The sequence below is a fragment of the Citrobacter sp. CK194 genome, assembly GCF_030333395.1.
GTDB classification, from domain to species: Bacteria; Pseudomonadota; Gammaproteobacteria; order Enterobacterales; family Enterobacteriaceae; genus Citrobacter_B; species Citrobacter_B koseri.
Window position 1 is genome coordinate 701,858 of the sequence record NZ_JAOWGA010000018.1, and the last position, 19,541, is coordinate 721,398.

The window sequence follows — 19,541 nt, forward strand, 5'->3', positions numbered from 1 at the left end:
GCGAAATTGTAGGCCCGGTAAGCTTACGCCACCGGGCAAAGAAGTGACGCATTAACGTTTGTACAGCGGCCCGTAGTTCTGGCAGGCGCGATAATCCTGGCCTTCAATATCCATACCGTGCGCAGCCCAGGCGGAAGGACGGTAGATTTTCGCATCGTCCACGTTGTGCATGCAGACCGGAATACGCAGCATGGCGGCGAGCGTGATGAAGTCAGCGCCGACGTGGCCGATGGTCAGTACGCCGTGGTTAGCGCCCCAGTTCGCCATCACCGAGTAGACGTCGGTGAACGGGCCTTTACCGGTAAGACGCGGCGCAAACCAGGTGGTCGGCCAGGTCGAGTTGGTGCGGGCGTCGAGCTGATCGTGCATCTCCTTCGACAGTTCCACGCTCCAGCCTTCAGCGATTTGCAGTACCGGCCCCAGACCCTTGATGATGTTCACGCGGGTCATGGTGAACGGCACGCCGCCTTCGGTCAGGAAGCGAGAGGAGTAGCCGCCGCCACGGAAGTATTCGTGGATCGCCGGGCACCATTCGGTAGCGGCCAGGCAGGCGTCCGCTTCCTGTTGGCTGATTTCCCAGTGCGGCTTCATGGTCGGTTTGCCTTCGCTATCGCGCTGCTTGCAGGAGCCGTCCAGCGCCGCAGAGCCGGAGTTGATCAGGTGAATGATGCCGTGCTCCGCAAGGCCGGTGAGCGGCTGGCCTGTGACGCGCTCTACCGCTTCCGGCGACCAGTAGGTTCGCACGTCGGCAAAGACCTGCGCGGTTCCGGTGAGTTGGTGGCCCAGCAGCATCGCTACGCCGTTGAGGCTGTCGTTTTCGGTAGCGACGACAAACGGTTCGCGCACGCCGTTCCAGTCAAAGGAGCTGTTCAGCAGCGCTTCGGCGGTGTCGCCGTTCGGGTATTGATCGGTCCAGTGGCGCTGGCCCTGGAAGCCTGCCGCAATGGCGTTATAACCCAGCGACTCTTCGACCAGCCCTTTTTCCGCCAGCTTGTTGTTGCCCTGCATCATGTCGCGAATGCACATTGCCATCAGCAGGCTCTCTTTCAGCACCGCGCGGCTTTGTTCTTCATTACGTTTGTACTGCTGCGCGTTCTGATCCTCGCCATAGCGGAAGTTTTTATCCGCCCACGCCAGCGCCATCTCCAGCTCGGCTTCGTCATAGATTTTCTGGTCGATGCGACGGCGCAGCTCGGTCATGTCCACCGCCTGCACTTTCATCCCCAGCCAGGACTCAAAGAAGTTGTGATCGACGATGGAACCGGCAATCCCCATTGAGACTCCGCCCACAGAGAGATAGCTTTTGCCTTTCATGCTGGCGACCGCCAGACCCGCGCGCGCAAAGCGCAGCAGTTTTTCTTCAACGTCGGCAGGGATCGAGGTGTCGTCGGCATCCTGTACGTCATGACCATAAATAGAGAATGCCGGAATGCCTTTCTGGCTGTGCGCGGCCAACGCGGCGGCCAGATAAACGGCGCCGGGACGTTCCGTACCGTTGAAGCCCCAGATGGCTTTCGGGCGCATTGGGTCCATATCGATGGTTTCGCTGCCGTAGCACCAGCACGGCGTCACGGTAATGGTTACGCCAACATTCTGGCTGCTGAATTTCTCTTCACAGGCGGCGGATTCCGCCATTCCGGCAATGCAGGTATCCGCAATCACGCACTCAATCTGCGCGCCGCAGGCATGGCGGAGTTTTTCGGTGATAAGCGCAGCGGTGGCTTTCGCCATATTCATGGTCTGTTCTTCCAGCGACTCGCGTACCCCCATGCGACGTCCATCAATAACCGGGCGAATGCCAATTTTCGGTAAGCTGATTTTTTTCATTACAGGTTCCTCACGTTATTCGGAAAAATGTTCAGTTAGTTGCCGCTTGTGAACGGAAACGGGCAAAGATGAAGATGACGGCAAAGCAGAGCGCCGGGACCAGCTCAGCCGTTGGGATGTTGCCAGCCGCATCGCTGACAAAACCCATGACCGGCGTGACGATGCCGCCGCCAATGATGGTCATGACGATGAACGACGAGCCGTATTTGGTGTCCTGTCCCAGATTTTTAATACCCAGCGAGAAGATAGTGGGGTACTGAATCGACATAAACGCGCTGCACAGCGTCAGGGCCAGCAGGCCGATATGGCCGCCGCTAAAGGCTGAAACCAGACACAGGATCATGGAGAGCAGGGCATAGGCCGCCAGCACTTTATGCGGCGCAAAGCGGCTGATAAGCCAGGTGCCGGAGAAGCGGCCGATAAAGAAGCACACCATCGTGCCGGTCAGGTAGTTGGCGGCAAAGCCAGGCGTCATGCCGGGGATCTCTTCGATAGCGTAACGGATCAGGTAGCTCCAGCAGGCGGTTTGCGCGCCGACGTAGCAGAACTGCGCCAGCACCGCCCAGCGCCAGTGGCGAATACGCACCAGGCGGGCAAGCGAAGCGGTGAATGAACTTTGTTGGGCGTCACTGTGATCGTCGCTCTGTAGCGCCGGGAATTTGGTCAGCATGATCAGCAGGGCAACCAGTAAAACGATAGCCACGATGATCATATAAGGCGTCTGTACCGACAAAACCAGGCTGTGTTTATACGTACTCAATTGCTCAGGCGTCATTTTATCGAGCACGTCCTGAGATTGATGTGGGACGTTAGACAAAATAAGACTTTGCCCGAACACCACGGCGATAATAGCGCCGAAAGAGTTAAATGTTTGCGCCAGATTGAGACGGAAATGGCCACCGCTTTCTGGCCCTAATACCGTAACAAAAGGGTTCGCGGCGGTTTCAAGACAACCAAGTCCTGCGGCAATAATAAAAAGACCAATCAAAAACAAGGTGTAATTCATCACTTCAGCAGCCGGCCAGAATAATGCTGCGCCAAAAGCATATAAGAATAGTCCGGTAATTATCCCCGCTTTATAACTCAGCTTTTTCATCAAAATACCCGCGGGGATGGGAATAACAAAATAGCCGAAATAAAAAGCAGACTGAATCAAACCTGCCTGAAAATTAGTTAACGTAAAGGCTTGCTGAAATTGTGGTAATAAAATGTCATTCAGGTTATTGGCAACCGCCCAAAGGAAAAACAGTGAGCAGAGTAAAGCGAACGGAATGATATAGCGTTTGCTTTGCCCTGTATCCACCGCACGAAAACTCTGCGTCTGTATTGTTGTGTTTCCCATAGCATCCTCATTGGCTCAGAAGCGTGTTCAACATTTTAGAAGTACGACCGGTGTTTCTCACCAGATCGACAAACCAGGCGAGTTCCTGTTATCTGCCAGAGAAAATTGGCTGTTGATGGTGAACTCATGAATTCATTTTCAAATAAAAAACGCTGTTTAATATGATGGTGGTCACATTTAGCACCTGGAGGGTGGCTTTATGTGATTATCATCACTTTAATTTCTGAAAAATGATGCCCGTTTGAGTAAATAAAATTAAAAACCCACAGCGTTGATGACCGATTTAATTTATTACTGCGAAAACGGGCATTTGTTACAAATATTATGAAAATGCCCGTTTGGATAAATAATATTAAGAGCGGTCATTTTGGCGAGAGTGAATCCGGCGAAAACGGTATTTAACTGACGTGATTAATTGATGCGTATCACAAAATAAAGTCATGTAAATTCCTTTATCGCTATTCAATATGATGATGGTTACCAAATGTTCAATTAATTCAGCAGAGCAACGTGCTGTTCTGTTGTCGCGTTTTGAATGACTGAGAGAGGTAACTAATGGAACGAAACACACTGGCCCGCCAGATTATCGACACCTGCCTGGAGATGACCCGGCTGGGGCTGAACCAGGGGACCGCAGGCAATGTGAGCGTGCGTTATCAGGGCGGGATGCTGATCACGCCAACGGGCATTCCGTATGACAAACTCACCGAATCACATATCGTCTTTATTGATGCAGAGGGTCAGCATGAGCAGGGAAAATTGCCTTCCAGCGAGTGGCGTTTCCATATGGCGGCCTACCAGACGCGCCCGGATGCTAATGCTGTCGTCCATAACCATGCCGTTCACTGCACGGCGGTGTCGATCCTCAATCGTCCTATTCCAGCCATTCATTACATGATTGCGGCGGCGGGGGGGAACTCCATTCCGTGTGCGCCTTACGCCACGTTCGGCACGCGTGAACTTTCTGAATACGTTGCCGTTGCGCTCAAAAATCGCAAAGCGACCCTGCTACAGCATCATGGGTTGATCGCCTGCGAAGAGAACCTGGAAAAAGCGCTGTGGCTGGCGCATGAAGTGGAAGTGCTGGCGCAGCTGTACCTCAGTACGCTGGCGATTACCGATCCGGTGCCTGTACTGGATGATGAGGCTATCGCCATTGTGCTGGAAAAATTCAAAACCTACGGATTACGTATCGAAGAGTAATTTCGCACAGCGAAGGAGACGGGCTATGGCGAACAGAATGATCCTGAACGAAACGGCATGGTTTGGCCGGGGGGCGGTGGCGGCGTTAACCGATGAGGTTCAACGCCGGGGCTATCGCAAGGCGCTAATTGTCAGTGACAAAACGCTGGTGCAGTGCGGTGTGGTCAGAAACGTCACGGATAAGATGGATGCCGCAGGGCTGGCATGGGCGATCTACGATGGCGTGATCCCAAATCCAACCATCGGCGTGGTGAAAGAGGGGCTGAACGTATTTCAACAAAGCGGGGCAGACTACCTGATTGCCATCGGCGGCGGCTCCCCGCAGGATACCTGTAAGGCGATCGGTATTATCAGCAATAACCCTGAGTTTGCTGACGTGCGCAGTCTGGAAGGTCTGTCGCCGACCCGTTATCCGAGCGTACCGGTGATGGCGATCCCGACCACTGCGGGAACCGCAGCGGAAGTGACCATTAACTATGTGATCACCGATGAAGAAAAGCGGCGTAAATTTGTTTGTGTCGATCCGCATGATATCCCACAGGTCGCGTTTATTGATGCCGACATGATGGACGGCATGCCGCCCGCGCTGAAGGCGGCAACCGGGGTGGATGCGTTAACCCACGCGATCGAAGGATACATCACCCGTGCCGCGTGGGCGTTGACGGATGCGCTGCATATTAAGGCCATTGAGATCATCGCCGGGGCATTGCGTGGTTCGGTTGCGGGCGAGCGTGAAGCGGGCGAAGCGATGGCGCTGGGGCAGTACGTTGCCGGGATGGGCTTTTCCAACGTGGGGCTTGGGCTGGTGCACGGGATGGCGCATCCGCTGGGCGCGTTTTATAACACTCCGCACGGCGTTGCTAATGCGATTCTTCTGCCGCATATCATGCGCTACAACGCGGAATATACCGGTGAGAAGTTCCGTGATATCGCGCGTGCGATGGGCGAGAAGGTCGAAGGGATAAGTTTGAGCGAGGCGCGTAATGCCGCCGTGGAAGCGGTATTTACCCTAAACCGGGACGTCGGTATTCCGTTGCATTTACGCGATGTCGGCGTGCGTAAAGAGGATATTCCGGCGCTGGCGCAGGCGGCATTTGACGATGTTTGCACCGGTGGTAATCCGCGTGAAGCGAGTATTGCCGATATCATCGAGTTGTATCATACCGCCTGGTAATTTTGCCAGATGGCCTTATCCGGCCTACAGGATTGCACGAAATGTAGGTCGGATAAGCGTAGCGCCATCCGGCAACACAGCTACCGCGTCAGCCGTAGCTGCTGCAAGTTCCCGTCGATATGGAGATCCGTTTGCAGGCGCGCGATATCGCGGCACAAAAATGCCATCTCTTTATGCGCTTCAAGCTTCTTGCGCCACTTTTCCGCTACCTCGTCGAGGTGCGCATAAATCCCTTCCAGAGTCTGAAACTGAACCAACAATTGAGTCGCGCTTTTGGGGCCGATGCCCGCCACGCCGGGGACTTTTGAACTGCTGATCCCCGCCAGCCCCCAGTAGTCCGGCAACTGTTGGGGGAGGACGCCGAACTCTTTCTCAATGAATGGCGTATCCAGCCAGCGTTTCTGGAAATAATCGCGGATACGCAGCGTCGGGGAGAGCAACTGACAGTAGCCTTTGTCGGTAGAAACGATAGTGGCCTGATGCCCGGCCTGTGTGACCTTGAGCGCCAGCGTGGCGGCTAAATCATCCGCCTCATTGCCGCTGGAAACCCAGCATTGCACGCCGCGCTGTTCGAAGGCGGCGCGTATTGCGGGCATTTCATTGTGCAACTCGTCAGGCATGGGAGGACGACCGGCTTTGTAGTCCGGGAGACGCTGATGACGCCAGCCGCTGTTGCGCGCTTCATCGTCAAATACGGCGACGGCGTGCGTCGGCTGACTGTGTACAACCAACTGCTCAAGCGCATGCAGGCAGGTCTCCGCGCAGGGCGAGCCTTGAACCGCATGAATACGGCGAATTAAATTCAGTGCATCGACGATAAGCAGATGGACGGCCACGGTGTTCTCCCTGACAAATTTGGGGACAGGGTAACATCCAGGGCGACAGGAGGCGAGTGTTGCGAAATAGCGCGATCCGTAGGCCTGATAAGCGAAGCGCCATCAGGCAATAAATGCCGGATGGCGGCGAGCGCCTTATCCGGCCTACAGATCCTGAAACGTGGTAGGACTTAATCGCAGGCGACAATCTTCATCGCCAGGCCGCCGCGAGAGGTTTCACGGTACTTGGCGTTCATGTCTTTACCGGTTTCGTACATGGTCTCAATAACTTTATCGAGGCACACGCGCGGCTCGCTGGTACGACGCAGCGCCATACGCGCGGCGTTGACCGCTTTCACGGAGGCAATCGCGTTACGCTCAATGCACGGCACCTGTACCTGACCCGCAACCGGATCGCAGGTCAGACCCAGGTTGTGTTCCATGCCAATTTCCGCAGCGATGCACACTTGCGTCGGACTGCCGCCCAGCAGCTCTGCCAGACCCGCCGCCGCCATAGAGCAGGCCACGCCGACCTCACCCTGACAGCCCACTTCCGCACCGGAAATGGAGGCGTTCATCTTGTACAGAGAGCCGATCGCGCTGGCCACCAGCATGTAGCGAGCCAGTGAGTTGGCGTTAACTTCGCGGATAAACTTGTCGTAGTACGCCAGTACCGCCGGAACGATGCCGCATGCGCCGTTGGTTGGCGCAGTCACGACACGCCCGCCCGCCGCGTTCTCTTCGTTGACCGCCAGCGCGAACATGTTGATCCAGTCGACAACCGCCATCGGATCGGTCGTGGTTTTATCCTGGCTGACCAGCATACGACGCAGCGCTGCGGCACGACGTGGAACGCGCAGTTTCCCCGGCAGTACGCCTTCCGTCGTGATGCCGCGCTCAATACCGCCGCGCATCACTTCCCAGACGTTGGCAAAGTGCTGTTCCAGCTCTTCTTTGCTGTGCAGCGCCAGCTCGTTTTGCATCATCAGGCCGGAAAGCGACAGACCGGTTTCCTGGCAGTGTTTTTGCAGATCGGCTGCGGATTTGTACGGATACGGCACGTTGACCGGCGCACTGTTCGACAAACCGAAATGTTCTTCATCAACGATGAAACCACCGCCAATGGAGTAGTAAGTTTGGCTGTAGAGGACCTTATCGCCCGCCAGCGCGCTAATACGCATCCCGTTCTCATGCAGAGACAGGTTGTCGGCATGGAAATTCATGCACTTATCGACCGGAAACTCCACTTCATGCTGACCATTCGCCAGCAGTAAACGTCCGTGGGTGTTCACGTCCTGAATAAAGAATGGAATGGAGTCGATGTCGACGGTATCCGGCAGATTTCCCGCCAGACCCATAATAATGGCAATGTCAGTGTGGTGACCTTTACCGGTCAGCGACAGTGAACCATAGACATCCACCACGACGCGGGTGACATCGGTCAGGATATTGCGGGCAATCAGATCATCCGTGAATTGTTTGCCTGCTTTCATTGGCCCGACGGTGTGAGAGCTGGAAGGGCCAATGCCGATTTTGAAAATATCGAATACGCTAATCATAGGGCATCCATTGCTTAAATCTCAGGGAGGAAGCGCCGCCCGAAAGCGGCGCTACAAAACTTAGCTGAACAGGGAGTAGAAAATAGCGGAGATAGCGATCAGACCCATAACAACAACGAATACGTTGCTGATGTGGCCGCTGTACTTACGCATTGCCGGGACTTTCTGGATGGCATACATCGGCATCAGGAACAGAATCATCGCGATGATTGGGCCGCCCAGGGTTTCAATCATTCCCAGGATGCTTGGGTTCAGCGTGGCGACAATCCAGGTCGTAACCAGCATGAACAGCGCAGTGATTTTGTTCAGTTTGTTGATTTCGATGGATTTGCCTTTGCCGCGCAGAGACTTGATAACCATTCCGTTGAAACCTTCACGAGCGCCCAGGTAGTGGCCGAGGAAGGATTTCGTGATGGCGATAATCGCGATGATCGGCGCCATCCAGGCGATAACCGGTGCGTTAAAGTGGTTCGCCAGGTAAGACAGAATAGAGATGTTCTGCTCTTTCGCTGCCGCCAGGTCTGCTGGCGTCAGGCTCAGTACGCAACTGAAGACGAAGAACATAACGGTCAGCACCATCATGATGTGAGCGAATGCCAGGATCTTAGAGCATTTCTTCTCAGCCGCATCGCCGTACTCTTCACGCTTCGCGACCGCGAAGGAGGAGATGATCGGAGAGTGGTTGAAAGAGAACACCATTACCGGAATTGCCAGCCACAGCGTCATCCACAGACCATTGCCGGTAGAGGCAGCGGAATCAAAGGAGAGCGTTTCCAGCGCTGCGCCGCTCCACTGAGGGATCAGGTACAGGGCCAGCAGCATCAGGGCCGCAACAAACGGGAATACCAGAATACTCATCGCTTTAACGATCATCTGCTCACCGAAGCGCACGATGGTCATCATGCCGACAATCAGGATCAGAGACAGAATCGCGCGCGGCGGCGGGGTGATGGCCAACTGGTGGGTCATGAAGCTTTCCACGGTGTTGGTAATCGCCACACTGTAAACCAGCAGAATCGGGTAAATCGCGAAGAAGTAGAGCAGGGTGATCAGTTTACCCGCGCCAATACCGAAGTGCTCTTCAACCACTTCAGTGATGTCTTCGCCAGGGTTTTTACCGGACAGCACGAAGCGAGTCAGGCCACGGTGTGCGAAGAAGGTCATCGGGAAAGCGATAATCGCCATGATGATCAGCGGGATCATACCGCCGACGCCTGCGTTAATTGGCAGGAACAGTACGCCCGCGCCGATTGCCGTGCCGTAAAGGCCCAGCATCCACATGGTGTCCGTCTTGCGCCATCCGCTTCGAGAATCAATCGAAGCAATAGTGCTGGTTTGAGTGGTTTCCATCTGTTTCTCCTGGAGGAAGCTAAAAGTCAGGTTTGTGGTCTAATCCAATGAAAAAAGACCTGACCGTAAAATGAAATTCGTTTAATGACGATTTTTATATAATTTTTCGCCGTAATAATTTGCGGGCGGAAAGATACATTTAACTTATGAATGTATCAGTGATCGCGATCCCAAATGCAATAATCCACCTGTTATGTGGATAAATTTGGACCATTAATCTGTTAAAAAAACGTCAAAGCGAATTTACGGGCGCGAAGGCTACCATTAACGACATATGCCCTAAAAGATCGGGGCGCAATATACGGAGGTTTGGCTATAAAAAACAATGTTTTTGGAGGATTGTCGCGACTAATAAGAATTACGGCTGATAAATTACTATTGGCATTGTAAGGTAAACGTTTGCGCGTTAATGCTTTTATTTTGAAATATAAGCGGCATTTATAAACTTAGCTTCACTATGTGACTGGTATCAATGAAAAAACCGGGCGGTGAAAACACCAGACCCGGTCTGAGAAAGCGGACGATCGTCTGACCCGGCGGATGTGCTCCACCGGGCGCTGCGCGTTATGCGCAGATTTCGTAGCAGGGAATGTAAGCCGAGCCGGGCAGTTTCATACGATGCTGCGCGACAAAGCCCTGGAGCAGGTCGTCCATGCGACGCATCATCTCGCGGTCGCCGTGGATTTTATAAGGCCCGAACTCCTCAATCGCACGGATGCCGACCTCCTTGACGTTACCCGCAACGATGCCGGAGAAGGCGCGCCGCAGATCCGCCGCCAGAATTTCAACCGGTTGATCGGGGTAAAGTTGCAGATTCGCCATATTCTCATGCGACGGTTCGAACGGAATTTGCAGGTCCGGCGCGATGCGAATCGACCAGTTGAAGCTGTAAGCGTCGCCAGTGTCGCGGCGATTCTCTTTCACCAGCGGCATCGCTTTTTTCATCAGCCGCGCCACTTCCGTGGCGTCATCAATGATGACGCGGTAGTAACGGCGGGCGTCTTCTCCCAGCGTATGCACGATAAATTCGTCCAGCACGCGGAAGTAATCCGCACTCTCTTTCGGCCCGGTGAGGATCAGCGGCAGCACCTGATCTTTATTCGCCGGGTTCATCAGGATCCCCAGCAGATAGAGAAGTTCTTCCGCCGTACCGACGCCGCCCGGGAAGATGATGATGCCGTGGGCGATACGCACGAAGGCTTCGAGGCGTTTTTCGATATCCGGCATGATGATCAACTCATTGACCAGCGGGTTAGGCGGTTCTGCCGCGATGATGGAAGGTTCCGTCATACCGATAAAGCGGCTGTCTTTGTAACGCTGCTGCGCGTGGCCTACCGCTGCGCCTTTCATTGGCGCTTCCATTGCGCCTGGCCCGCAGCCGGTGCAAATGTTCAGCTCACGCAGACCCAGCTGGGTGCCGACGCGGCGGGCATAGAGATATTCGTTTTCGTTAATGGAGTGACCGCCCCAGCAGACGACCATGTTTGGCGCTTCGCCGACGTGCAGCGCCCGGGCGTTGCGCAGAATCGAGAACACCAGGTTGGTAATATGCACCGAGCTTTCGAGATCCAGATGCTGGAAACGGCCTGCATTGTGAATCTGACCGTTGACGAACAGGATGTCGCGCAACACGGCGAACAGGTTAGCCTGCAAGGCGCGGATGATGCGTCCGTCCACAAAGGCGTCTTCAGGCGGGTTAATCAGTTCGAGCTTCACGCCGCGTTCACGACGCAGCACGTTGATGTCGAAACTTTCAAAACGAGACAGCAATTCTTTGCTGTTATCAGTCAGACTGCCGGAGTTCAGTACGGCAAGCGAACAGTTACGAAACAGTTGATACAAGTCGCTGCTGGCCGTGCGTTTAAGCATATCGACTTCCAGCTGCGACAACATGTCCATTGAGCCAAGCGGGCTAATATGTGTAATCAAGTAAACTCCTTATGGGACGCAAGACGTCATTCCCTGTTGATTACAATAGCGCTGGCTTATGACCTTTCACAACCTTGCGCGCGGAATCCGGCGCGCAAAATTGAGAAAAAAAGATTACTGACGCACCAGTCTGCCCGTTGCAGGCACAAAATCGGTGTTGCTGCGCCACGGGTTGATATCCAGACCGCCACGACGCGTATAGCGTGCGTACACGCTCAGTTTTTCCGGCTGGCAGAAACGCAGAAGGTCGTTAAAAATGCGCTCTACGCACTGCTCGTGGAACTCGTTGTGATGACGGAACGAGACCAGATAACGCAGCAGCTTCTCGCGGTCAATTTTGCGCCCGCGATAACAAATTTGTATGGAGCCCCAGTCCGGCTGGTGGGTGATCAGGCAGTTTGACTTCAGCAAATGGCTGACCAGCGTCTCTTCCACGACTTTTTCGCCGCTGGCGGCATTCTCCAGATAGTCGGTGCTGAACTGATAGTTATCGATGGTGATATCCTGGTCATCAATGCAGGTGCCGTGAAAATGGGCGACAGGTTGCCCTTCCAGCTCATCAAGACGGTACAGCGCGACGCTGACTTCGCCTTGCGCACAGGCGCGCAGGTCGTTTTCCAGCGTCTGGCGCACGGCGTCCCAGGAGTCAAAACGGGTCTGGTTAAAGCTGTTCAGGTACAGCTTAAAACTTTTCGACTCAATCAAATTGACGCTGGTGTAGTCCAGTTCCACATGACCAACGGCGACCTGCGGCACGCCTTTCGCGTTCAGCCATGACAGTTCATACAGCGTCCAGATATCGGCGCCGTGAAAAGGCAGGTTGTCCGCTTTTAAATCCAGCGGATCGCGATTCAGGCTGCGCGGGACGCCTTGTAACAGGCTGGCGTCATAATTATCCCGGTAATCCGTTGATTTTCCGAGAGTCAGGCCATCAAGCGCCTGATGGTTTTCATAAGAAGACATGTTTCACCGTCATAAACCAGATACACTATGCGTCAAGTGTATCCTGGCTTTTATGAAGAGAGAAATCGGTGGACGAACTGACATCGCAAGCCCTGACGGCATTTACGACGCGTTATTGCGACGCATGGCATGAGAAACACAACAGCTGGCCGCTCAGCGAAGAGCTGTATGGCGTGCCTTCCCCGTGCATTATCTCTTCGACCAGCGATGCCGTTTACTGGCAGCCGCAGCCGTTTGAAGGCGAGGCGAATGTAAACGCGGTTGAACGCGCATTTGATATTGTGATACAACCTGCGGTCCATGCTTTTTACACCACGCAATTTGCCGGGGATATGTACGCGCAGTTCGCGGATGAAAAGCTGACGCTGCTGCAAACATGGAGCGCAGATGACTTCAGACGCGTTCAGGAAAACCTGATCGGCCATCTGGTCACGCAGAAGCGTCTCAAGTTACCGCCTACGCTTTTTATCGCCACGCTGGAAAATGAACTTGAGGTCATTTCGGTGTGTAATCTCTCTGGTGAAGTTTGCAAAGAGACCCTGGGAACGCGCAATCGTACCGTTCTGGCCGCCTCTCTTGCGGAATTCCTGACTCAGCTTAAGCCGCTTCTGTAATCCACTTTGCCAGACACCGTGTGAGAGATCTCTTACATACCCTGTGAGAGATCGCCAGATAATAAGCGAATACTTATCTCATAGTGTTAACTATAATTCCTTTAATATTAATGAGTTGAGTTAATAATCCTGCCTTTCATATGAAAATATCCTTAAGGCATTGTCTGTAAGTGTCTTGTAAGACAAGGCGAAACAGGCGATTCTATACCTGTCGACAAGGAGTCGCACAACGAAGCGAACGTCAGGATGATGGCGCTTCAGCAGGACACGCCAGGATGGTGTTACAAGGACAGGCTTCAGGATGAAGCAAAGTGGAAAACGCCGGATGCGTTAAGGGACACCTCCAGGACGGAGAACGAGAGCCGGGCAGGATGTTCGGTGGGTCAGGATGGCCAGGATACTTCAGGATGAAGTCGATTCACATCGGGGTGATGTGAGCAGGATGCAAATTGTTCAGGATGAGCAGGTCGCAAGACCACAGGAAAAGTTGTCACGGATGAGCAGGGAGCACCAAAAGTAGCCGGAATGCTGCGAAACGAACCGGGAGCACTGTTTTTACAGTGCTCCCTTTTTTTATTTCGTCTTCACTGATGCTATCCTTCGCGCCAGTTTTTCATCACTGAGGTTAATTTCATGACGACTCATGACCGTGTGCGCCAGCAACTCCACGCGCTGGAAGCCCTGCTGCGTGAACATCATCACTGGCGGATGGACGAGCCGCAGGCCCACCTGTTTACCAGCACGCAACCTTTTTGTATGGATACGATGGAACCGCTTGAATGGCTGCAATGGGTGCTGATCCCCCGTATGCACGCGTTGCTCGATAACGCGCAGCCGCTTCCGCAAGCCTTTGCTGTCGCGCCGTATTATGAAATGGCGCTGACGGCCGATCATCCTCAACGCGAGGTGATCCTGACGACATTGCAGGATCTGGACGCGCTGTTTACGAGCGATAACGTCTGATGCTGGAAATCCTCTATCAGGATGAATGGCTGGTGGCGGTGAATAAACCGTCTGGCTGGCTGGTTCACCGCAGCTGGTTGGATCGCGACGAAAAAGTCGTGGTGATGCAAACCGTACGCGATCAGATTGGTCAGCACGTCTTTACCGCCCACCGGCTCGACAGGCCGACTTCCGGTGTCCTGTTGATGGGGCTTTCCAGCGAAGCGGGGCGCCTGCTGGCGCAGCAGTTTGAGCAGCATCAGATTCAGAAACGCTACCATGCGATTGTGCGCGGCTGGTTGATGGATGAGGCCGTTCTGGATTATCCGCTGGTGGAAGAACTGGATAAGATTGCCGATAAATTTGCCCGCGAGGATAAAGGCCCGCAGCCTGCCGTGACCCATTACCGGGGGCTGGCGACGGTCGAAATGCCGGTGGCGACCGGGCGTTATCCGACAACCCGCTACGGCCTGGTGGAACTGGAGCCGAAAACGGGCCGTAAACACCAGCTCAGACGTCATCTCGCGCATTTACGCCATCCGATTATCGGCGACAGCAAACACGGCGATTTACGTCAGAATCGCAGCGCCGCAGAGCATTTTGGTTGCCAGCGCTTAATGTTGCACGCCAGTCAACTGACGCTTACCCACCCCTTTACCGGTGAACCGCTGATCCTGCGCGCCGGTCTGGACGACGTCTGGATGCAGGCGTTATCACAGTTTGGCTGGCGCGGACTTCTCCCTGAGAATGAAAGGGTTGAGTTTAATGCGTTGTCCCGGCAGGATGAAAATAATCAGGCTTAAATCAGGGAGAAAACGTTAATGGCGGAAATTGGTATTTTTGTCGGCACCATGTATGGAAACTCGCTGTTGGTTGCCGAAGAGGCCGAGGCGATCCTTACCGCGCAGGGGCATAAAGCAACTGTCTTTGAAGATCCGCAACTGAGCGACTGGCAGCCGTATCTGGATAAAGTTGTGCTGGTTGTGACATCGACGACGGGGCAGGGCGATCTCCCGGACAGCATTGTGCCGCTATTCCAGGGAATAAAGGACAATCTCGGTTTTCAGCCAAATCTGCGTTACGGCGTGATTGCGCTGGGCGACAGCAGCTACGTTAATTTTTGCAATGGCGGCAAACAGTTCGATGCGCTGTTGCAGGAGCAAAGCGCGCAGCGTGTTGGGGAGATGCTGTTGATTGACGCCAGCGAACACCCGGAGCCGGAGAGCGAATCCAACCCCTGGGTCGAAAACTGGGGAACATTGCTCTCCTGAGCAAAACCCAGCCGGATGGCGACGTCCGGTCTACATGCGCAGTCTGTTGGCCTGATAAGCGTAGCGCCATCAGGCATGTGCCCTAAAACCCTTTCATACGAAAGGGTTTTCAGAGGCATTTTCATAGGGTCAAGCGACCCGTTTCACACTCCTCTTCTTTTGCTTCTCGCACCCTGTCTGTTTACCTCTTCGTTTTTCATTTCCGTGAAGTGGCTTCCATTGCCCTGGGCTTTTGCCACAAACATACGTGATACGCTGCCGAAATACTGTGTTGTTGCACGGTGAGAGTGCGAGGTGTGCTTTTTATACTTCTCGTGCCAGTTATTAAAAATGCAGTACACAAGGCAAACGACCTCATAAAAAGCTGCAAAAAAACACGAAACGTCATCTCTGATTCCCTACCGGTTGTGCAGTTCAGAGTGAGCGTAGATAACGCGAAAATTCAGGAGTGCAACAATGAGTTCATTAAGTCACGCGGTGAGCGGCGCGGAAAAACGCACCAATGCCCGCTACTGGATAGTGGTGATGCTGTTTATCGTCACATCCTTCAACTATGGCGACCGCGCCACATTGTCCATTGCCGGATCGGAAATGGCCAAAGATATTGGTCTCGACCCGGTAGGCATGGGGTACGTGTTCTCCGCTTTCTCATGGGCCTACGTGATCGGGCAAATCCCCGGCGGTTGGCTGCTCGACCGTTTTGGTTCTAAACGTGTCTACTTCTGGTCCATCTTTATCTGGTCCATGTTTACCCTGTTACAGGGCTTTGTGGATATATTCAGCGGTTTTGGCATCATCGTGGCGCTGTTTACCCTGCGATTCCTGGTCGGGTTAGCCGAAGCGCCATCTTTCCCCGGCAACAGCCGAATCGTCGCGGCCTGGTTCCCGGCGCAGGAGAGGGGAACGGCGGTGGCGATTTTCAACTCCGCGCAATACTTTGCCACCGTTATCTTTGCGCCAATCATGGGCTGGCTGACCCATGAAGTGGGTTGGTCGCATGTCTTCTTCTTTATGGGCGGTCTGGGGATCGTGATCAGCTTTATCTGGCTGAAAGTGATCCATGAACCAAACCAGCATCCCGGCGTTAACAAAAAAGAGCTGGAGTACATTGCTGAAGGCGGCGCGCTGATCAATATGGATCAGAAAGATACGAAGGTGAAAGTCCCGTTTAGCGTGAAATGGGGCCAAATCAAACAGCTGCTGGGTTCCCGCATGATGATCGGCGTCTATATCGGCCAGTACTGCATTAATGCGTTGACCTATTTCTTTATCACCTGGTTCCCGGTTTATCTGGTGCAGGCGCGTGGCATGTCGATTCTGAAAGCGGGGTTCGTCGCTTCCGTCCCGGCTATTTGCGGCTTCGTGGGCGGCGTGCTGGGCGGCATTATTTCCGACTGGCTGATGCGTCGTACCGGCTCGCTGAACATCGCCCGTAAGACGCCGATCGTGATGGGGATGCTGCTGTCGATGGTGATGGTGTTCTGTAATTACGTCAACGTCGAATGGATGATTATCGGCTTCATGGCGCTGGCCTTCTTCGGTAAAGGCATTGGCGCGCTGGGCTGGGCAGTCATGGCGGACACCGCGCCGAAAGAAATCAGCGGCTTGAGCGGCGGCTTATTCAACATGTTTGGCAATATTTCCGGCATCGTAACGCCAATTGCGATTGGCTACATCGTCGGCACGACCGGCTCGTTCAATGGCGCGCTGATTTACGTTGGCGTCCATGCGCTGGTGGCGGTACTGAGTTACCTCGTGCTGGTCGGGGATATTAAACGCATCGAACTGAAACCTGTAGCAGGACAATAAATATGACAACGCAATCAAGTCCCGTCATTACCGATATGAAAGTCATTCCGGTGGCCGGACATGACAGTATGTTACTCAACATCGGTGGGGCGCATAACGCGTATTTCACGCGCAATATCGTCGTCCTCACCGATAACGCCGGTAACACCGGCGTGGGTGAAGCGCCCGGCGGCGAGGTGATTTACCAGACGCTGGTGGATGCGATTCCGATGGTTTTAGGCCAGGAAGTGGCCCGCCTGAATAAAGTGGTGCAACAGGTGCATAAAGGTAATCAGGCTGCCGACTTTGATACCTTTGGTAAAGGCGCCTGGACTTTCGAACTGCGGGTGAATGCGGTAGCGGCGCTGGAAGCGGCGCTGCTGGATCTGCTGGGCAAAGCGCTGAATGTACCGGTGTGCGAACTGTTAGGGCCGGGCAAACAGCGCGATGCGGTGACTGTGCTGGGCTACCTTTTCTACGTGGGCGATCGCACCAAAACGGATTTGCCTTATCTCGAAAAAACGCCGGGCAATCATGACTGGTATCACCTGCGCCATCAGGAAGCGCTCACCAGCGACGCGGTTGTGCATCTGGCGCAGGCGGCGCAGGATCGCTACGGCTTTAAAGATTTCAAACTGAAGGGCGGCGTGTTGCCCGGCGAGCAGGAGATCGACACGGCCCGCGCGCTGAAAAAACGCTTCCCGGATGCGCGAATCACGGTTGACCCAAACGGCGCCTGGCTGCTGGATGAAGCCATCGCGCTGTGTAAAGGGCTGAACGATGTGCTCACGTATGCTGAAGATCCGTGTGGCGCAGAACAAGGATTCTCCGGGCGTGAAGTGATGGCGGAGTTCCGTCGTGCGACGGGGCTGCCGGTCGCGACCAACATGATTGCCACCAACTGGCGTGAAATGGGCCATGCGGTGATGTTAAACGCGGTGGATATTCCGCTCGCCGACCCGCACTTCTGGACGCTCTCCGGCGCGGTGCGCGTGGCGCAATTATGCGATGACTGGGGGCTGACCTGGGGCTGCCATTCGAACAACCATTTCGATATTTCCCTGGCGATGTTCACTCACGTTGGCGCTGCCGCGCCGGGTAAACCGACGGCGATTGACACCCACTGGATCTGGCAGGAGGGCGATTGCCGCCTGACGAAGCAACCGCTGGAAATTAAAGACGGAAAAATTGCAGTGCCGGATGCGCCGGGTCTTGGCGTGGAGCTGGACTGGGAGCAGGTGCAGAAAGCGCATGACGCTTACAAGAAACTGCCCGGCGGCGCGCGCAATGACGCAGGCCCGATGCAATACTTGATCCCCGGCTGGACTTTTGATCGTAAACGCCCTGTTTTCGGCCGTCGCTAATTCATATAAGGACTGAATGATGAGTACACAATTTACGACCCCTGTTGTTACCGCTATGCAGGTTATCCCGGTTGCGGGGCATGACAGTATGCTGATGAACCTGAGCGGGGCGCATGCGCCGTTCTTCACCCGTAATATCGTCATTATTAAAGACAATTCTGGTCACACCGGCGTGGGGGAAATCCCTGGCGGCGAGAAAATCCGCCAGACGCTGGAAGAGGCGATCCCGCTGGTGGTGGGTAAAACGCTGGGTGAGTACAAAAACGTGCTGAATGCCGTACGTCATCAGTTCGCCGATCGTGATGCGGGCGGGCGCGGCTTACAAACCTTCGACTTACGTACCACCATTCATGTGGTCACCGGCATTGAAGCGGCGCTGCTTGATCTGTTAGGCCAGCACCTGGGGGTTAACGTGGCATCCCTGCTGGGTGAGGGGCAACAGCGTAGCGAAGTAGAAATGCTTGGCTATCTGTTCTTTGTCGGCAACCGTAAAGCGACGCCGCTGCCGTACCAGAGCCAGCCGGATGAGAAATGCGACTGGTATCGTCTGCGTCACGAAGAGGCGATGACTCCTGATGCGGTCGTCCGCCTGGCGGAAGCGGCATACGAGAAGTATGGCTTTAACGACTTTAAACTGAAGGGCGGCGTTCTGGCGGGAGATGAAGAGGCGGAATCCATTGTAGCACTGGCAAAACGCTTCCCGAATGCCCGCGTGACGCTGGACCCGAACGGCGCCTGGTCGCTGAACGAAGCAATCCAAATCGGTAAGTACCTGAAAGGCTCGCTGGCCTATGCGGAAGATCCGTGCGGGGCGGAGCAGGGTTTCTCTGGCCGCGAAGTGATGGCGGAGTTCCGTCGCGCGACCGGCCTGCCGACGGCCACCAATATGATCGCCACTGACTGGCGTCAGATGGGGCATACGCTCTCCTTGCAGTCTGTGGACATTCCGCTGGCTGACCCGCATTTCTGGACGATGCAGGGATCTGTTCGCGTCGCGCAGATGTGCCATGAGTTCGGCCTGACCTGGGGTTCGCATTCCAATAACCACTTTGATATTTCCCTGGCGATGTTCACGCATGTGGCGGCCGCCGCGCCAGGCAAGATCACCGCGATCGACACCCACTGGATCTGGCAGGAAGGTAATCAGCGTCTGACCAAAGAGCCGTTTGAAATCAAAGGCGGTATGGTGCAGGTGCCTGATAAACCAGGTCTTGGCGTTGAGATTGACATGGATCAGGTGATGAAGGCGCACGAGTTGTATCAGCAACACGGCCTGGGCGCGCGTGATGATGCGATGGGAATGCAGTATCTGATCCCGAACTGGACATTCGACAATAAGCGCCCGTGCATGGTGCGCTGACTGTATTGAACCGGTTTCGTCATGGGGTCGGTTCTTCTCC

The 19,541-nt window shown here is 54.5% G+C and carries 16 protein-coding genes; 9 read left to right on the top strand and 7 right to left on the bottom strand.

What is annotated here, in order from left to right:
• Window positions 1-51: 51 nt before the first annotated feature.
• Together fucI and fucP are read right to left on the bottom strand one after the other, a co-directional pair.
• Window positions 52-1,827 (bottom strand): L-fucose isomerase, encoded by a 1,776-nt coding sequence (gene fucI, locus OGX80_RS15095; protein ID WP_233644151.1) that lies wholly within the window; start codon window positions 1,825-1,827, stop codon window positions 52-54.
• A gap of 31 nt (window positions 1,828-1,858) precedes the next feature.
• Window positions 1,859-3,169 (bottom strand): L-fucose:H+ symporter permease, encoded by a 1,311-nt coding sequence (gene fucP, locus OGX80_RS15100; protein ID WP_012134914.1) that lies wholly within the window; start codon window positions 3,167-3,169, stop codon window positions 1,859-1,861.
• 555 nt (window positions 3,170-3,724) lie between these two features.
• Between fucP and fucA the strand changes: the two genes are divergently transcribed.
• Both fucA and fucO read left to right on the top strand, forming a co-directional pair.
• Window positions 3,725-4,372 carry an L-fuculose-phosphate aldolase gene (fucA, locus tag OGX80_RS15105; protein ID WP_012134912.1) on the top strand — a complete coding sequence of 216 codons (648 nt, stop codon included), beginning with the start codon at window positions 3,725-3,727 and terminating at the stop codon, window positions 4,370-4,372.
• A 25-nt stretch (window positions 4,373-4,397) separates the two neighbouring features.
• Window positions 4,398-5,546 (top strand): lactaldehyde reductase, encoded by a 1,149-nt coding sequence (gene fucO, locus OGX80_RS15110; protein ID WP_049009485.1) that lies wholly within the window; start codon window positions 4,398-4,400, stop codon window positions 5,544-5,546.
• Window positions 5,547-5,626: 80 nt separating this feature from the next.
• Here the strand turns inward: fucO and xni are convergent, their stop codons facing one another.
• The 5 genes from xni to queF all read right to left on the bottom strand — a co-directional run bounded on the left by xni (window position 5,627) and on the right by queF (window position 12,162).
• Entirely contained in the window at window positions 5,627-6,382 is a 756-nt protein-coding gene (gene xni, locus OGX80_RS15115) for a flap endonuclease Xni (RefSeq protein WP_115181215.1), read from the bottom strand.
• A gap of 170 nt (window positions 6,383-6,552) precedes the next feature.
• Window positions 6,553-7,920, bottom strand: a complete 1,368-nt coding sequence (gene sdaB / locus OGX80_RS15120; protein WP_115181216.1) for an L-serine ammonia-lyase II — start codon at window positions 7,918-7,920, stop codon at window positions 6,553-6,555.
• A 60-nt stretch (window positions 7,921-7,980) separates the two neighbouring features.
• Window positions 7,981-9,270: an HAAAP family serine/threonine permease SdaC gene (sdaC, locus tag OGX80_RS15125; protein WP_049009488.1), complete on the bottom strand. Its 1,290-nt coding sequence runs from the start codon at window positions 9,268-9,270 to the stop codon at window positions 7,981-7,983.
• 564 nt (window positions 9,271-9,834) lie between these two features.
• On the bottom strand, window positions 9,835-11,199 hold the full coding sequence (ppnN, locus tag OGX80_RS15130; RefSeq protein WP_024130903.1) for a nucleotide 5'-monophosphate nucleosidase PpnN: 1,365 nt from the start codon (window positions 11,197-11,199) through the stop codon (window positions 9,835-9,837).
• A 114-nt stretch (window positions 11,200-11,313) separates the two neighbouring features.
• Window positions 11,314-12,162 carry an NADPH-dependent 7-cyano-7-deazaguanine reductase QueF gene (queF, locus tag OGX80_RS15135; RefSeq protein WP_058668030.1) on the bottom strand — a complete coding sequence of 283 codons (849 nt, stop codon included), beginning with the start codon at window positions 12,160-12,162 and terminating at the stop codon, window positions 11,314-11,316.
• Between the two features lie 68 nt (window positions 12,163-12,230).
• On the opposite strand from queF, the gene syd reads away from it, so the two are divergent.
• The 7 genes from syd (at window position 12,231) to gudD (ending at window position 19,501) form a co-directional block, all read left to right on the top strand.
• Window positions 12,231-12,776 carry a SecY-interacting protein gene (gene syd / locus OGX80_RS15140; RefSeq protein ID WP_047461575.1) on the top strand — a complete coding sequence of 182 codons (546 nt, stop codon included), beginning with the start codon at window positions 12,231-12,233 and terminating at the stop codon, window positions 12,774-12,776.
• Between the two features lie 633 nt (window positions 12,777-13,409).
• Window positions 13,410-13,739, top strand: a complete 330-nt coding sequence (locus OGX80_RS15145) for a YqcC family protein (protein ID WP_071257913.1) — start codon at window positions 13,410-13,412, stop codon at window positions 13,737-13,739.
• Window positions 13,739-14,521, top strand: coding sequence for a tRNA pseudouridine(65) synthase TruC (gene truC / locus OGX80_RS15150; protein WP_012134901.1), 783 nt, complete (start codon window positions 13,739-13,741; stop codon window positions 14,519-14,521). The genes OGX80_RS15145 and truC overlap by 1 nt, the downstream gene beginning before the upstream one ends.
• 18 nt (window positions 14,522-14,539) lie before the next feature.
• Window positions 14,540-14,989, top strand: a complete 450-nt coding sequence (locus tag OGX80_RS15155) for a flavodoxin (protein ID WP_012134900.1) — start codon at window positions 14,540-14,542, stop codon at window positions 14,987-14,989.
• Window positions 14,990-15,445: 456 nt separating this feature from the next.
• Entirely contained in the window at window positions 15,446-16,798 is a 1,353-nt protein-coding gene (gene gudP, locus OGX80_RS15160) for a galactarate/glucarate/glycerate transporter GudP (RefSeq protein ID WP_012134898.1), read from the top strand.
• 2 nt (window positions 16,799-16,800) lie between these two features.
• Complete coding sequence (locus tag OGX80_RS15165) at window positions 16,801-18,141, top strand: enolase C-terminal domain-like protein (RefSeq protein ID WP_012134897.1); 1,341 nt, start codon at window positions 16,801-16,803, stop codon at window positions 18,139-18,141.
• A gap of 19 nt (window positions 18,142-18,160) precedes the next feature.
• Window positions 18,161-19,501, top strand: a complete 1,341-nt coding sequence (gudD, locus tag OGX80_RS15170; RefSeq protein ID WP_024130902.1) for a glucarate dehydratase — start codon at window positions 18,161-18,163, stop codon at window positions 19,499-19,501.
• The last annotated feature ends 40 nt before the right edge of the window (window positions 19,502-19,541 follow it).

What these genes read in the sequence shown, in the direction of transcription:
- fucI (WP_233644151.1), bottom strand. Translation starts at nt 1,827, where the DNA reads ATGAAAAAAATCAGCTTACCGAAAATTGGCATTCGCCCGGTTATTGAT.
- OGX80_RS15165 (WP_012134897.1), top strand. Translation starts at nt 16,801, where the DNA reads ATGACAACGCAATCAAGTCCCGTCATTACCGATATGAAAGTCATTCCG.
- OGX80_RS15145 (WP_071257913.1), top strand. Translation starts at nt 13,410, where the DNA reads ATGACGACTCATGACCGTGTGCGCCAGCAACTCCACGCGCTGGAAGCC.
- fucA (WP_012134912.1), top strand. Translation starts at nt 3,725, where the DNA reads ATGGAACGAAACACACTGGCCCGCCAGATTATCGACACCTGCCTGGAG.
- queF (WP_058668030.1), bottom strand. Translation starts at nt 12,162, where the DNA reads ATGTCTTCTTATGAAAACCATCAGGCGCTTGATGGCCTGACTCTCGGA.
- gudP (WP_012134898.1), top strand. Translation starts at nt 15,446, where the DNA reads ATGAGTTCATTAAGTCACGCGGTGAGCGGCGCGGAAAAACGCACCAAT.
- fucP (WP_012134914.1), bottom strand. Translation starts at nt 3,169, where the DNA reads ATGGGAAACACAACAATACAGACGCAGAGTTTTCGTGCGGTGGATACA.
- OGX80_RS15155 (WP_012134900.1), top strand. Translation starts at nt 14,540, where the DNA reads ATGGCGGAAATTGGTATTTTTGTCGGCACCATGTATGGAAACTCGCTG.
- sdaC (WP_049009488.1), bottom strand. Translation starts at nt 9,270, where the DNA reads ATGGAAACCACTCAAACCAGCACTATTGCTTCGATTGATTCTCGAAGC.
- gudD (WP_024130902.1), top strand. Translation starts at nt 18,161, where the DNA reads ATGAGTACACAATTTACGACCCCTGTTGTTACCGCTATGCAGGTTATC.
- sdaB (WP_115181216.1), bottom strand. Translation starts at nt 7,920, where the DNA reads ATGATTAGCGTATTCGATATTTTCAAAATCGGCATTGGCCCTTCCAGC.
- truC (WP_012134901.1), top strand. Translation starts at nt 13,739, where the DNA reads ATGCTGGAAATCCTCTATCAGGATGAATGGCTGGTGGCGGTGAATAAA.
- fucO (WP_049009485.1), top strand. Translation starts at nt 4,398, where the DNA reads ATGGCGAACAGAATGATCCTGAACGAAACGGCATGGTTTGGCCGGGGG.